This window comes from Mesorhizobium sp. B2-3-6 (assembly GCF_006442305.1).
Lineage (GTDB): Bacteria > Pseudomonadota > Alphaproteobacteria > Rhizobiales > Rhizobiaceae > Mesorhizobium.
Genome location: NZ_VFVW01000017.1, coordinates 33,060 through 47,557 on the forward strand (window position 1 = coordinate 33,060; position 14,498 = coordinate 47,557).

Annotated in this window: 13 protein-coding genes and 1 tRNA gene; 7 read left to right on the forward strand and 7 right to left on the reverse strand. The window is 62.7% G+C overall.

The features are described 5' to 3' along the window. Window positions 1-28: 28 nt before the first annotated feature. Genes FJ953_RS29980 through FJ953_RS29990 form a run of 3 tightly spaced genes read right to left on the reverse strand, consistent with a single transcriptional unit; the run spans window position 29 to window position 2,669 of the window. Window positions 29-922, reverse strand: coding sequence for an HlyC/CorC family transporter (locus FJ953_RS29980; RefSeq protein WP_140560158.1), 894 nt, complete (start codon window positions 920-922; stop codon window positions 29-31). Next, entirely contained in the window at window positions 919-2,061 is a 1,143-nt protein-coding gene (gene aroB / locus FJ953_RS29985; protein WP_140560157.1) for a 3-dehydroquinate synthase, read from the reverse strand. The genes FJ953_RS29980 and aroB overlap by 4 nt, the downstream gene beginning before the upstream one ends. Next, entirely contained in the window at window positions 2,058-2,669 is a 612-nt protein-coding gene (locus FJ953_RS29990) for a shikimate kinase (protein WP_140513911.1), read from the reverse strand. Before FJ953_RS29990 ends, aroB begins: the two co-directional genes overlap by 4 nt. Before the next feature lie 206 nt (window positions 2,670-2,875). Between FJ953_RS29990 and FJ953_RS29995 the strand changes: the two genes are divergently transcribed. The 5 genes from FJ953_RS29995 (at window position 2,876) to FJ953_RS30015 (ending at window position 6,831) form a co-directional block, all read left to right on the forward strand. Continuing rightward, entirely contained in the window at window positions 2,876-3,028 is a 153-nt protein-coding gene (locus FJ953_RS29995) for a histidine kinase (protein WP_140513945.1), read from the forward strand. Window positions 3,029-3,050: 22 nt separating this feature from the next. After that, the gene (locus tag FJ953_RS30000; RefSeq protein ID WP_140565831.1) at window positions 3,051-3,968 is read left to right on the forward strand and encodes a site-specific tyrosine recombinase XerD; all 918 of its coding nucleotides are present in this window, start codon (window positions 3,051-3,053) and stop codon (window positions 3,966-3,968) included. Between the two features lie 98 nt (window positions 3,969-4,066). Beyond that, window positions 4,067-5,017 (forward strand): acetyl-CoA carboxylase carboxyltransferase subunit alpha, encoded by a 951-nt coding sequence (locus tag FJ953_RS30005; RefSeq protein ID WP_140500751.1) that lies wholly within the window; start codon window positions 4,067-4,069, stop codon window positions 5,015-5,017. Window positions 5,018-5,269: 252 nt separating this feature from the next. Continuing rightward, window positions 5,270-6,589, forward strand: a complete 1,320-nt coding sequence (locus tag FJ953_RS30010; protein ID WP_140500750.1) for a murein L,D-transpeptidase family protein — start codon at window positions 5,270-5,272, stop codon at window positions 6,587-6,589. An 11-nt stretch (window positions 6,590-6,600) separates the two neighbouring features. Further along, window positions 6,601-6,831, forward strand: coding sequence for a sulfurtransferase TusA family protein (locus tag FJ953_RS30015; RefSeq protein WP_181168327.1), 231 nt, complete (start codon window positions 6,601-6,603; stop codon window positions 6,829-6,831). A gap of 12 nt (window positions 6,832-6,843) precedes the next feature. Here the strand turns inward: FJ953_RS30015 and FJ953_RS30020 are convergent, their stop codons facing one another. Together FJ953_RS30020 and FJ953_RS30025 are read right to left on the reverse strand one after the other, a co-directional pair. Beyond that, window positions 6,844-7,977 carry a GTP-binding protein gene (locus tag FJ953_RS30020; protein ID WP_140625656.1) on the reverse strand — a complete coding sequence of 378 codons (1,134 nt, stop codon included), beginning with the start codon at window positions 7,975-7,977 and terminating at the stop codon, window positions 6,844-6,846. 3 nt (window positions 7,978-7,980) lie between these two features. Continuing rightward, on the reverse strand, window positions 7,981-9,141 hold the full coding sequence (locus FJ953_RS30025; protein ID WP_140625657.1) for a D-alanyl-D-alanine carboxypeptidase family protein: 1,161 nt from the start codon (window positions 9,139-9,141) through the stop codon (window positions 7,981-7,983). A gap of 201 nt (window positions 9,142-9,342) precedes the next feature. Between FJ953_RS30025 and FJ953_RS30030 the strand changes: the two genes are divergently transcribed. Both FJ953_RS30030 and FJ953_RS30035 read left to right on the forward strand, forming a co-directional pair. Continuing rightward, window positions 9,343-10,506 carry a M20 aminoacylase family protein gene (locus tag FJ953_RS30030; RefSeq protein ID WP_140513917.1) on the forward strand — a complete coding sequence of 388 codons (1,164 nt, stop codon included), beginning with the start codon at window positions 9,343-9,345 and terminating at the stop codon, window positions 10,504-10,506. An 85-nt stretch (window positions 10,507-10,591) separates the two neighbouring features. Further along, window positions 10,592-10,668, forward strand: a tRNA-Arg gene (locus FJ953_RS30035). 274 nt (window positions 10,669-10,942) lie between these two features. Here FJ953_RS30035 and FJ953_RS30040 read toward each other — a convergent pair. Further along, complete coding sequence (locus FJ953_RS30040; protein WP_140525777.1) at window positions 10,943-11,482, reverse strand: hypothetical protein; 540 nt, start codon at window positions 11,480-11,482, stop codon at window positions 10,943-10,945. A 979-nt stretch (window positions 11,483-12,461) separates the two neighbouring features. Then, entirely contained in the window at window positions 12,462-14,243 is a 1,782-nt protein-coding gene (locus FJ953_RS30045; RefSeq protein WP_140625658.1) for a hypothetical protein, read from the reverse strand. Window positions 14,244-14,498 lie beyond the last annotated feature (255 nt).

Below are 14,498 nucleotides of genomic sequence, written 5' to 3' on the forward strand. Positions count from 1 at the left end.
TGTGCGTGTCTGCGACACGATGGACCGTTCAGCTGTCGCCTGCCGGCCTGATCCTGAGCCTGGCGACGCGGTTCTTGTCGCGTTTCATGACGATGAAACGCTTGCCGTGGAAGGTGAAGGCCTGCTTCTCCTCGGGGATCGACTGCGTCTCATGGATGACCAGGCCGGCGATGGTGGTTGCCTCCTCGTCCGGCAGGTCCCAGTCGAGCGCCCGGTTCAGGTCGCGGATCGGCACGGTTCCGTCGACGACGACGGAACCGTCCGCCTCCTGCTTGACGCCCTGTATGTCGACATCGTGCTCGTCGGCGATCTCGCCGACAATCTCCTCGATGATGTCCTCCAGCGTCACCAGCCCCTCGACCTCGCCATACTCGTCGACCACGACGGCGAAATGCGCCTTGCGGCGCAGGAAGGCGTTGAGCTGTTCCTGCAATGTCGTCGTATCGGGCACGAACCAGGGCTTTGACGCGATCTTCATCACATCGATCCTGGAGAAGTCGTTGCCGACATCGTTGAGGGCGCGCAGCAGGTCCTTGGCGTGCAGCACGCCGACAATGTTGTCGAGCGACCCCTTCCACAAAGGCATGCGGGTGTGCGGGCTCTGCAGGATCTCGCGCACCACGGCTTCCGGCGCATTGTCGGCATTGACCGAGCGCATATTGGTGCGGTGGACCATGACGTCGGAGACTTCGAGCTCCTCGAGGTCGAACAACCCGCCGATGCGGTCGCGCTCCTCGCGCACCACCTGGCCGTCGCGGCGGAAATCGTCGACGGCGCCGCGCAGCTCGTCCCCGCTCGAGCGCTGCGGCTCGATGCGCGACAGTTCATAGCCCAAAGCGGCAAGCAGGCGCGTGCGCATGGCGACGGCCAACAGGATGAGGACGGCAAGGACAGCGACGACGATCCAGCCGGCCCCGTTCATTTCGGACGGCTTCCCGTCCCGCTCGGGTGGTTCTCCCTGAGGAACGAGAGCACTTCCGAGGCCGGCACGTCCTTCGCGATGAAGGCCTCTCCGATGCCGCGCGTCAGGATGAAGGTCAGCGCGCCGCGCGACACTTTCTTGTCCTGGGTGATGAAGCCAAGCAGCGCATCGGCGTCGGGCAGTTCGCCCGGAATGTCGGCCATCCGCCACGGCAGTCCCACCGTGTTGAGATGCGCCTCGACGCGCGCCGCGGCGTCAGGACTGGCCAGGTTGAGCCGCGACGAGAAGCGATGCGCCAGCGCCATGCCGATGGCGACCCCCTCGCCATGCACGAGGCGGGCGCCGTCATATCGGGTGGCGGCCTCCAGCGCATGGCCGAAAGTGTGGCCGAGATTGAGGAGCGCGCGGTCGCCGGTCTCGAACTCGTCGCGGGCAACGACATCGGCCTTGGCGCGGCAGGCCTCGGCGATGGCCTCTACCCTCTCCGGTCCGCCGGCGAACACGCTGGCCCAGTTTTTCTCCAGCCAGGCGAAGAATTCGGGCCGGTCGATCAGCCCGTATTTGGCGAGTTCGGCGTAGCCGGCGCGAAATTCGCGGATCGGCAGCGTATCGAGCACTCCGGTATCGGCCAGCACCAGCTTCGGCTGGTGGAAGACGCCGACCAGGTTCTTGCCGCGCGCGCTGTTGATGCCGGTCTTGCCGCCGACCGAGGAATCGACCTGCGCCAGGAGCGAGGTCGGGATCTGCACGAAGTTCATGCCGCGGCGCACGATGCCGGCGGCAAAGCCGGCCAGGTCGCCGATGACGCCGCCGCCGAGGGCGATGACGACATCGCCGCGTTCCAGCTTCGCGGCCAGGACGCCGTCCACCACCGCTTCGAGATGCGCGAAACTCTTGGTTTTCTCGCCGGGCGGCAGCGTGATCACGGCGGGCTCGATGCCGCTCTCGAGCAAGCCGGCCTTCAGCGTATCGAGATGCGCCGCCGCGACGTTTTCGTCGGTCACGACTGCAGCGCGTCGGCCCGGCAGGCGGCGCGACATCTCGGCGCCGGCGCGCGACAAAAGCCCCGGCCCGATCAGGATGTCGTAAGCCCGCTCGCCAAGTCCGACCTCGACGGCAACGGCTGCATTGGCGTTCACGGTTCGACCTCACCCGCGGGAGTGGTCTGGGCGATATCGAAATGCCGGCACAGCGCCTCCACCACCTCGGCCGCGATGACTTCCTTGCGGTCGTCGCGGGTCGGCACGGTGACGTCCGATGTCGCATAGACCGGATAGCGTTCACTCATCAGCCGCTCGAGCACGCCACGCGGATCGGGGCTCTTCAGCAGCGGCCGGTTCTGTTTCTTGGAGACCCGGTCCATCAAAAGGTCGAGTTCGGCCTTCAGCCATACCGACACGCCATGTGCCGCTATCGCCTCGCGCGTCTGTGCGTTCATGAAGGCGCCGCCGCCCGTCGACAGCACCTGCGGGCCGTTTTCCAGCACGCGCAGGATGACGCGCTGCTCCAGCGCCCGGAACTCGGTTTCGCCATAGCGTTCGAACAGTTCCGGAACGGTCATGCGCGAGACGCTTTCGATCTCCTGGTCGCTGTCGATGAAAGGCAGCGCCAGCACGCTGGCGACCTTGCGGCCAATCGCGGTCTTGCCGGCGCCCATCAGGCCGACAAAAACGATGGAGCGGCCGCCGAGCCTGCCCAGCAGCGCGGCATGGCTCCCGCCCGGAGGATTTGCTGGTAGCGCGTTCATCAGTCTCGAAGCCCTCTTTGCCGGCGTATCGACATGAAAAGCCCGGTTGCGTCAAGCGCACTGAGGCAGGCTGGCCTCCCGCGGGCGAGCAACCGGCTGCATTGGAAGTTGCCGGCGCGCTTCAGCTTCTCGCTTGAATTGGCCGGATTGGCGTCCCATAAGGGCACAGGGTTTGGAAACGCAGAACAAGAGACGGGCGAAGATTGATGCCGACACTGTTTCGCCTCGTCGTGATAACAGCGATTCTGGCGGGCATCGCCTATGGTACGATGTTCGCGTTGGTGATGTTCGTCGAGCCGAAAAAGGCGGAAATGAGCGTGCGCATCCCTGCGGAAAAGCTAAACCCAAAGAAAAACTGAGCCCGAAGAAAAACTTCAGGAAATGAACAGCGCCGCCCGCATCGAAGCCTTTCTGGAGATGATGAGCGCCGAGCGGGGTGCCGCCGAAAACACGCTTTCCTCCTATCGCCGCGACCTCGATGACGCTTCGCAGGAAATCCCTGGCGGTCTTGCCGGCGCCGGCGCCGCGGACATCCGCGCCTATCTCGACGACATCGCCGCACGCGGCTTCGCACCGACATCGCAGGCACGCAAATTGTCGGCGATCCGCCAGTTCTTCAAATTCCTCTACGCCGAGGGCCTGCGCGGCGACGACCCGACCGGCACGCTGGACAGCCCGAAAAAAGGCCGCCCGCTGCCGAAGACCATGAGCGAGGCCGACACCGGCCGGCTGATCGACCGCGCCGCGCAGGAGGCCGGCGATGCCGGGCTTGGCGAGAGCGACAGGCTGGCGGCGCTGCGTCTGCACGCGCTGGTCGAAGTGCTTTATGCGACAGGCCTGCGCGTTTCGGAACTGGTCGGCTTGCCGGTGACGGTGGCGCAACGCGACGATCGCTTCTTCATGGTGCGCGGCAAGGGCGACAAGGAGCGCATGGTGCCGCTGTCGGCCAAGGCGCGCGCGGCGATGCGAGCCTGGCTCGCCGCCCGGGCCAAGGTGCCCGCTTTCGCTGACAGCCCGTTCCTGTTTCCTGCCGCGTCGGACAGCGGCTACCTCTCGCGCCAGGTCTTCGCTCGCGACCTCAAGGGGCTGGCGGCCCGGGCCGGCATCGCCTCGGCCAAGGTCTCGCCACATGTGCTTCGCCATGCTTTCGCCAGCCATCTCTTACAGAACGGGGCTGATCTCAGGGCCGTGCAGCAACTGCTTGGCCATGCCGACATATCGACGACACAGATCTATACCCATGTGCTGGAGGAGCGATTGGTGCGGCTGGTCAACGATCATCACCCGCTTGCCGACTAGACCTCATATCGCTATGTGAGGGCGACGTTCCATCGCCCGGAGCCCCGGATTTCAGGGTCCCGCCAGTCTTTGCTTCCGACGTATCGGTCCGCCCAAGCATGTACAACTACCTCGATTTCGAAAAGCCGGTGCAGGATCTGGAACTCAAGATCCTGGAACTGAAGAAGCTTGCCGAGAACGGCGAGGCGGTCGATGTCGCCGACGAGATCAGCAGGCTCGAGAAGCGGTCGCGCGATGCCCTGCGCGATCTCTACAAGGCACTGACGCCATGGCAGAAGGTGCAGGTGGCGCGCCACTCCGACAGGCCGCACTGCGTCGACTACATCAAGGGCCTGTTCAGCGATTTCACGCCGCTCGCCGGCGACCGCAATTTCGGCGAGGACCAGGCGATCGTCGGCGGCTTTGCCCGGTTCCGCGGCGAACCGGTAGCGATCCTCGGCCAGGAGAAGGGCTCCGACACGGCGAGCCGGCTGAAGCACAATTTCGGCTCGGTGCGCCCCGAAGGCTATCGCAAGGCCGTGCGGCTGATGGAGCTTGCCGACCGCTTCAAGATCCCGCTGCTGACATTGGTCGACACGGCCGGCGCCTATCCTGGCGTCGGCGCCGAGGAGCGCGGCCAGGCCGAAGCCATTGCCCGTTCGACCTCGGCCTGCCTTGCGCTCAAGGTGCCATCGATTTCGGTTGTCATCGGTGAAGGCGGTTCGGGCGGCGCCATTGCCATCGCCACCGCCAACCGCGTCTACATGCTGGAACATGCCATCTATTCGGTGATCTCGCCCGAGGGCGCGGCCTCCATCCTGTGGCGCGACACGACGCGCTCCAAGGACGCGGCGACCAACATGAAGATCACCGCCCAGGACCTTCTGGAACTGAAGATCATCGACGCCATCATTCCCGAACCGATCGGCGGCGCCCAGCGCGCACCCGAAACGGTGATTGCCGCGACGGGCGATCTCATCGCCAGGACGATGAAGGATTTTGCCGGCGCCAACATGGATTTTCGCGAGCAGCGCCGCGAGAAGTATCTGGCAATGGGCCGCAGCCTCTGACCACGATTTGGCGGCTCAACCGGGCCGCCGCAAGCCGCCTCCACGGCAACGCTCCACGGCAATGTGGCGGCGATGAGCAATTTCGCCACAAAAATGCCGCCGGATTCGGTTCAATGGAATTGCCGTGAGGGGTGGCCGGGGCTTGCGGTAAGGAATTTTCAAGGTTAACGGGCTTACGGTCCGTCTGTGTTCAGCATGCGGGCTCGGCCGTTTCGAAGCCATTGGCCCGAAAGAGAAGACGTAGCCTTATCCATGTTTGCCAAGCTTGCCCGCACCGGAATTCTCATCACCGCGATAGCCGTCGCCGGCTGCAATGATTCGTCGATGAAGGATTTTGCCCCGGAGGCCAACAAGCCCCTGCCCGACAAGATCCTGGCCGACATGAGGGCCAAGGGCATGGTGCGCACCTCCTCGGTGATGGCGCGCATCTTCAAGGAAGAGGGCAAGCTCGAAATCTGGAAGGCCAAGACCAACGGCCGCTACGACATGGTCGCCAGCTACGATATCTGCAAATGGTCGGGCAAGCTCGGGCCGAAATACACCGAGGGCGACCGCCAGGCGCCGGAAGGTTTTTATACCGTGCGTCCGGCGCAGATGAACCCGCGCTCGAACTACCATCTGTCCTTCAACATCGGCTATCCCAATGCCTATGACCGCGCCAACGGCCGCACCGGCTCCAACCTGATGGTGCACGGCGCCTGCTCGTCTTCGGGCTGCTATTCGATGACCGATGCCCAGATCGAGCAGATCTATGCGTTCGGCCGCGATGCCTTCCAGGGCGGCCAGACCGAGTTCCAGATCCAGGCCTTCCCGTTCCGCATGACCGCCGCCAACATGGCGCGCTACCGCAACGACCCGAATTACGAATTCTGGAAGATGCTGAAGGTCGGCTACGACAATTTCGAGATCACCAAGGTACCGCCGAAAGTCGACGTTTGCGAGAAGCGCTACGTCTTCAACCAGGTGGCTCCCGAAGGCACCACATTCAATCCGACCGGCCCCTGCCCTGCGTCCACGCAGCCGGATTCGCTGAAAAGCGCCTACAGTGCTTATCAGAGCACGTATGAGGCTGCGTTCAACGGCGCCCTCAAGGCAAGCACGCCGGCGCCCAAGCCCACCATCGCCGGCATCAAGGAAGCCAGCATCGTCTCCGACTGGTCCAAGCGCCGTGCGCGCGGCGAGCGCGTGCCGATCGACCCGCCATCGCTCAACTCGGACGGCTCGGTCACCGAGACGGCGCGCATGGGCCGCATCGATTCGCCCGCCGGCCGCAAGATGGCCGCGCTCGATGCCGAAAAGGCCGCGAAGCAAAAAGCCGAGGAGCAGCGGCTGGCCGCGATAGAAGCTGCCAAGCAGGCCAAGGCGCAAGCGCTGGCCGAAAAGGAAGCCGCCAAGGCGCAGGCGCTGGCCGAAAAGGAAGCGGCCAAGACCGCCAAGGAAGCCCCTGTCGCCACCGCGACGATCGAAGCGCCGGCCGAGCCCGCACCGCCGGCCGAAACGCAGGCCGCAAGTGCCGACGAGAGCCGCGTGACGAGGCTGAAGAACAAGCTGCTCGGCATGTTCGGCGGCTGACATTTTTCGCCGTGACCGACGTCACCGTCTACGATCTGAAGGGGCTGAACTGCCCTTTGCCGGTGCTGAAGGCGAAGAAGCGGCTGGCCGGGATGCGGCCCGGCAGCCGGCTCTGGCTGGAAACGACCGATCCGCTCGCGGTTATCGACATTCCGGCGTTCTGCGCCGACTCTGGTCATCATCTCGTAGAGACATCCGCCATATCAGGCGGTCACCGCTTCCTGGTCGAGCGCGGCGAATAGCTGTCGTAAAGGTCAGCGTCCCGCGATCGCCAGGGGATTGTTCTCCAGCGCCGCGCGGTCGGGCGTGTCGATCGAGGGCCGGTTGGTGAAGGCGGCAAACAGTCGCCTTACATAGTCTTCGGGCATGTCGAGCGTGATCAGCACCAGCCGGGTGCCGCGCTGGCCGTCCGGCCAGGACGGCAATCGAGCCGGCGGATGCAGGATTTTCTGCACGCCATGCACCACCAGCGGCCGCGACGGATCTTCCTCGAGTTCGATGACGCCCTTCATTCGCAGCAGGCGCTCGCCATGCGTGGAGCGCAAAAGATCGAGGAACATCTCGATGGCCGAGAACGGCACCGGGCCGTCATGCACCAGGGAGTGGGTGCGAATGCGCTGATCATGCCGGTGCCCGTGGTCGTGGCCGTGCCCGTGGTCATGCCCGTGGTCATGCCCGTCATGATCATGATGATCATGATGATCATGGTTATGCATCGCTTCTTCGCCGAGCCAGCGCCGCACATCGGCGGATTTGGTCGCCGGGTTGTAGAGGCCGCAGTCGAACAGCGCTGCGACGCTCGTTTTCACATCGTCGACAGCCAGCAGTTCGGCGCCCGGATTGATCTGCCGCAGCCGCGTCCGCAGCGCTTCCGGTCCATCCGGACCAGCGACCAGGTCGGTTTTGGAGAGCACGATGCGGTCGGCGACGGCGACCTGCTTGACCGCCTCGACATGGGCGTCGAGCGTGGCATCGCCGTTGGCCGCGTCGACCAAGGTGATGACGCCGTCGAGCCGGAAAGCCTGGACCAGTGCCGGATGCGCCATGATCGATTGCAGCACCGGTGCCGGATCGGCAAGGCCGGTGGTCTCGACGATGACGCGGGCAAGGCGGGCGATGCGGCCGGTCTGCAGCCGGTCGACCAGATCGGCCAGCGTGTCGACCAGTTCGCCGCGTACCGTGCAGCAAAGGCAGCCGTCCGAAAGCTGGATGATGCCGTCGGACGCCTGTTCCACCAGCAGGTGATCGATCGCCACTTCGCCATATTCGTTGATGATGACGGCCGTGTCGGCCAGCGCCGGGTCCTTCAGGAGCCGGTTGAGCAGCGTCGTCTTGCCGGCACCGAGAAAACCGGTCAGCACGGAAACAGGGATGGGAAAACCGCTCATTGCCTAGTTCGCAACCTTGACCGGCTGGTCGCCCTGCGCAGCCGAGCCCGCCACCGTCGGGCCGGCGCCGGGCGCCGGTCTGTCCGGACGCCAGGTCGGAATGGGCACGTCGGCATATTCCTGGCTGCCCTGGGCGAGCATGGCCAGCGGGGTCGGGCCGGTCGCGCCGCCAAGCCCGACGGCAACCAGCGTCGGCACATGGTCGAGCTTTTCCTGGTAGGGCGATTTCGGCACGTTCTTGGCGACGGCGGGCGGCGCCTCGGACTGCTCCGCCGGCGCCTTCTTCTTGCAGACCTCGTCCCGCACGTCGTTGGGCGAGATGGTATCACCGTAGGGCGCCAGCGTGGCGATCGTGGCTGAGCCGGCGGCAGGCGTATCGAAACCCTGGTCGAGCAGTTTGGCCGCGGCCTCGGCACGGGTGATCGCCGACTTCTCGCCGAGCACCACCGCCACCAGCGTGCGGCCGTTGCGGGTCGCCGAACCGATCATGTTGAAGCCGGAGGGGCAGACGAAGCCCGTCTTCATGCCGTCGGCCCCCGGATAGCGGCCGATCAACAGGTTGTAGTTGGGGATCGCCCTCTTGCCCACAGCAAGCCCCTCGATCGAGAACCACGGCGCATATTGCGGAAACTCGCGGCGGATCGCCGTCACCAGCACGGCCAGGTCGCGCGCTGTGGTGTACTGGTCCGGCGAATAAAGCCCGTTCGGATTGACGAAATGCGTTCCGTTCATGCCGAGCCGGACCGCTTCGGCGTTCATGCGCTCGGCAAAGGCTGCCTGCGATCCCCCGACATTCTCGCCGACGGCCATGGCGATGTCGTTTGCCGACTTGACCAGCATCATCTTCAGCGCATTGTCGAGCCGCATCACCGAGCCTGGCTTGAAGCCCATCTTGCTCGGCGGCTCGGCGGCGGAATGTTTCGTTACCTTGATCGGCGAATCGAGCCGGACCTCGCCGGCCGCTATCGCCCGGAAGGTCACATAGGCCGTCATCAGCTTGCTCAGCGATGCCGGGTACCAGCGCTTGAACGCGTCCTGATGCTGGAGGATCTTGCCGCTGTTCAGGTCGAACAGCACGACCGGATTGGCCAGCGCCGGCCCGGCCAGCGCCGAGAACGCCACGGCGCCCGCGCAGAATAGTTTGAGGAAATGCCTGTGCCGCATGATCGAATCCGAAATCGCCTCTTGCCGTAGTCGCCCCTGGCTCCGTAAGATTTACGCGATCGCCAGCAAAATGAGTCCGCCCTCAAAAACGGACCGCATTGTTGCGGTGCTATTTACTCTATGTGACGTCAACATGGCAAAGTGCCTGACGATCACAATTGCAAGGCAGCGGACCTGCCCCAACAGCGAGATGGAACCATCATGCCAATCCTGAACCGTGCCGCCGAAATGCAGGACGAGGTTGCCGGCTGGCGACGACATCTGCACCAGACCCCGGAACTGAATTTCGACGTCTTCAAGACAGCCGCCTTCGTCACCGAGAAGCTGAAGGCCTTCGGCTGCGACGATGTGGTGACGGGGCTGGGCAAGACCGGCGTCGTGGGCATCATTCGCGGCCGCCAGGGCGAAGGCGCCACCATCGGCCTGCGCGCCGACATGGACGCGCTGCCGCTTAACGAGATCACCGGCAAGCCCTATGCCTCGACCGTTCCCGGCAAGATGCATGCCTGCGGCCATGACGGCCATACGGCGATGCTTTTGGGTGCGGCGAAATATCTCGCCGAGACGCGCAATTTCGCCGGTTCGGTGGCGGTCATCTTCCAGCCGGCCGAAGAAGGCGGCGGTGGCGGCAACGAGATGGTCAAGGACGGCATGATGGAGCGTTTCGACATCGCGAAAGTGTTCGGCATGCACAACATGCCGGGCCTGCCGGTCGGCCAGTTCGCCATCCGGCCGGGCCCGATCATGGCGGCGACCGCGGAATTCACCATCACCGTGAAGGGCCGCGGCGGCCATGCGGCGATGCCGCACGGCACGATCGACCCGATCGTCATCACCAGCCAGTTGGTCGGCGCCCTGCAGACGATCGCCTCGCGCAGCACCGACCCGGTCGAAGCCGTGGTGGTGTCGGTGACCAAGTTCCATGCCGGCGACGCCTACAACATCATCCCGGAATCGGCGGAGATCGCAGGCACGGTGCGCACCTTGCGCAAGGAAATCGCCAAGAAGTCGGAAGAGCGCATTCGTGCCATCTGCGACGGATTGGCCACGGCGTTCGGCGCCAAGATCGAGGTCGATTACCAGGCGAACTACCCCGTAACCTTCAACCATGCGGAAGAGACGGTTTTTGCCAGCGACGTCGCGGCAAACGTCGCCGGCGACGCTCATGTCCACCGCGGCATCCAGCCGGTGATGGGCGGCGAGGACTTCTCCTACATGCTTGAAGCCAGGCCCGGCGCCTTCATTTTCATTGGCAATGGCGACACCGCCGGCCTTCACAACCCGGCCTATGACTTCAACGACGAAGCCATCCCGCACGGCATGAGCTACTGGGTGAAGCTGGCCGAAACCGCGCTCGCCGCCTGAGGCCTGGCGGCGGCAGGGGCCGGCCGATTGTGTTCGGCCCGCCCCTTGGCGAAACGATCGGAAGCGGCTATGTGTCGGGCCGCGTGGTCCCGTAGCTCAGTAGGATAGAGCGGCAGATTCCTAATCTGTAGGTCACAGGTTCGATTCCTGTCGGGATCACCATAAATTCACTAGGAAATACAAGTACCTGTTCGTCAATGAATACATAGTCGACTTGAACGTTACACAAGTGCCAAGCGGGCAGGCTACAGTGAATTGACGGCTCAGTGCAGGATCGTGCCTGGTCCCACCGCCATTTGTGTCATGCAATTGTTCATCGATCGTCACCCGAGATGCCATTGTCCTCCTCCAAGGACTTAGTGAGTGCCATACTACCCATGTCTTGCCCCGCTTTTCAGCTAGTCACACCACCGAAAGTGAGGCGCATTGCATCTGGTCATTTTGTGTTTGACGTTGTCCTCGATTGACGCCCAAACCAAAAGCCAATGACCGTTGTGAGAGCGACACCCAACACTTCCGGGGTCTTTTCTTTGAAAACCCCCCAGAACGCCAAGAACGCTGCCACCAAAACAAGGGTCAGAAGCGCGAGAACTGTATCCGGGGAAACCAGTCGAGACAGAAAATCCGCCCGCTCTGAGCCGAGACGCAAGGCTTGAGTGTAGTCGTTGTAGACTATTCCCTTTCCATTTTTTACAAGCACTTGATAATCATGAGCCACTCGTCCAACTTCGTTCTCCGGTTGCCGAAAAGTCTCAACTAGCACGAGCGTCCCGCCACCGAAATTACTAAGCGTGTCGTAGACATTGTAGTCGACGAATTCGAAGTCGAACTTTCGCAAGGCTTTGAGTGCTATGGCCTCATCTAAGCTCAGCTCGCTGATAGAAATATCGGAAAATTTTCCGCGAGTACCTGCACTTCTCTTCTGTTCCTCTGTTTGTTGAGTCGACTGGGACGGTTCTTGTCTCGCGTCTGACATGGTCATTCCTCCATTATTTTTCGACAGAAGATCACCAATGCAGAAGCCGAGCAAGTAGGGCGGCGCTGCCCAAAAAATGAAAGCATGCGCCCAGACCGCAAAAGGACATCTATGGCCCGACCAAGTGTTCTGCGGAGATAACCGACCAGATTTGCGAACGGCTCGTCGATGGCCAGAGCCATGCAAAGTCTGCCTTGATCCCGAGACGCCCCAACAACGCTATTGTGTGCCGATGGCTTGCACAGCTGTACGATGTTCTCCGCGACCGATATGCATGCGCACGCGAGGTCCAGCCGACGACTTTCAATGGAACGCTTGGGCGAAGACGCCCCTCTTTATCCTGCCGTCCGACTTCCAATCCGACAGTCAGATCTCAGCCTGTCGCATTTAAATTTCGGGAAGCGTCAAATCGTTGCCACCCCTTATCACTTCACAATTGCAATCGCGCCTACGTTCCCTGCGATACAGCAAGGCGTTCCCGGACTACGACAATTCGATCCCAAGAACTCGCAATCAGATCCCGCGCAACGACAGCCGGTTTCCCTGATGAATCATCCCTGGCTGCGTGATTTTCCTGATGTCCGGGGCGAATTTTCCTGATCCACCGCGCAGGGAATGTTCCGCTAAGTAGCTGACATCGCTATGCAATATTGATTTTCCGCCCCATGCAAAGCGCTCGTTTCTCGCGAACTCCCAGTTTTTGCCCGTTATCAGGGAATTCTCAAACGGAGACTGGTTCGCCATGGACTGTCGGGATCACCACGTTTTGCTGCTAAGCCGGATACTGTCGGACCTGAATCGGACTGAAACCAGAGCCGATCACCGGGGTCGCATCGGTCATCTGTACGGAACCTGCATGCGGATTTCTACCGTTCGAATAACGTCAGAAAAGCGCTTGCAGACGTTCCGACAAATCGGAAATTGGTTGATTGGTTGGAGCCCGGTCGACGGACCGCAGCGGTCCCGTCCGGGATGAGGTTCAGAGCCGTTCCAGCGTCAGCATGCCCGGATCGCCCTTCCAGGCTTTGGAAAGTTCGTCCGCGGCTTTCGTTGCGGCGGCAGTATCGCCTTGGGCCTCCGCCGCCTGCTGCAGCCCGAACAGTGCCCAGGCGCTGCTGCGTGCGCGGTGGAGCGCCGCCACAAACTCCTTCGCCGCGTCCGCCGGCTGACCGTTCTTGAGGAGGGCGGCACCGAGGGACTGCCGCACGGGATAATACCAGTACGGAGGCTCCATGTAGGGGATCGTGTCCTCCGTTTCGACCGCTTTCTTCCAGAAGGCTATCGAGCCGCCGACGTCATTCTCGGCCTGCGCAGCGCGGGCACGTACGACATCTTCGGCCACTTGCAGGACCGACAATGCCGGGATTCCCCAGGCATCGTGCACCGACCAGTCGGTTTCCTGAGCGATCTTGTGGATGGCGTCCGCCTCGACTCGCGCGCCCGAGGCGTCCTTCTTCTCGGCCAGGGCGACGCCGCGCGCATAGTGCCACATCGATGTGATGTAAGGCGGCGCGCCGGCCGGCTCGGCCTTAGCCAGGATCGCATCCGGTTCGGCATATTGCGCCCAGGCGAAATACGGAGCTGCCTTCACCGGCTGCACGATCGGTATTGCCGTGGCCACCTCGTTAGTCAGAAACTTGTCCAGCTTCTCAGCCTCTGCAAGCACCGTCTTCGAGTCACCGAGGAGCTGGGCCGAAACCAATACGAAGTGCACGTTGTGGGAATAGTAGCCGAGCGGATAGACACCGGTAGCGCCGGTTTCGGCGAGATAGGTCTCGTCCACTTTCGAGGCAGCTTCGTTGGACTTCAGCGAATCCGTGTAGCGGCCGACGCGATAGTAGATGTGGCTCGGCATATGGACGATGTGTCCGGCCCCCGGCATCAGCGCTGCTAGCCGGTCCGCGTAGGGCTCGGCGCGCTCCGGACGATCCGAGGCCTCAACAAGATGAATGTAGAGGTGAATCGCCATCGGATTGTCGAGCTTCCTGGCGAGAACGCCTTCCAGCCGCCTCTGGATGTCGGCGGTGCGGCCCTTGGGTTCCTTGCCGCCCGGCTGCCAATAGTCCCAAGGCTGCGTGTCCATGCCGGCCTCTGCGGCCAGCACAGCGAGCTCGAGATCGTCAGGATATTTGTCGGAAAGCGCCGCAGTTGCATCGGCGAAGGCGGCGTTCAGGGTGTTTCGATCGGCCTTGGGATCTTCGGAATACCGCGTGGCGACCGCCTCGATCAGTCCCCGCTCCTTCTCGGTGGCACCGGATGAAAGCGCCTGCGCCTTTCGAAGAGCAGTGATCGCTGGTGCATTTGCGGTGGGATCCATCGGCACGTTGATGTTCGGGCCCAGGACCAGTGCCTCGCCGAGGAAGCACATCGCACAGTCGGGATCGAGGCTTTGTGCCTTGCGGAAGGCGCGTCGCGCCTCCGCGTGATTGAAGTTGGTGGCGAACCGCAGCCCCTGGTCAAAGTATTTTTGGGCATCGGCGCTCTTTGTGCTGATCGGATAGCTCAGGGAGCCTAGGTCGTCCCACAATGGCGGCTGGGCCTCCTCGTAGGCCTTCAAGTCTTGCGGGGCCAGTGATTGGCCGGCAGCGGCCAGAGCGACGCAGTGTGTGATGTCGAGTTCCCCCGGCAACGATACTCTTGGCGTCGCAAGCTGCGACTGCAACGGACTGTCCGCGGCGTAAGCAATGGCAGCACCTGTGCCGAAACTCATTAAGGCAATAGCTGTCCATCCTGCACTTGGCAGGCAAGCACGCAGTTTCATCTGAACCTCCTGGCGTTCGGTACGATCGGCAAGCTCCGATCAGCCCTGTCTTTCCAATTCTCGATCGGAGGTGCGGGCGTTGATGATCCGCCTCGCGCCGCCGTTTGGCAATATATTTCTTACTGCTAATGTAATAGCGGACGCGATGTTTTCTGCTCACCTCTTCGGCCCGAAGGCACTAGAGCGTTTCATATCTTGACGGAAGCGTAGCCTGCGTTTTCGAAGTAGTTCCTGCATTCGGCTGCCTCGATTGTT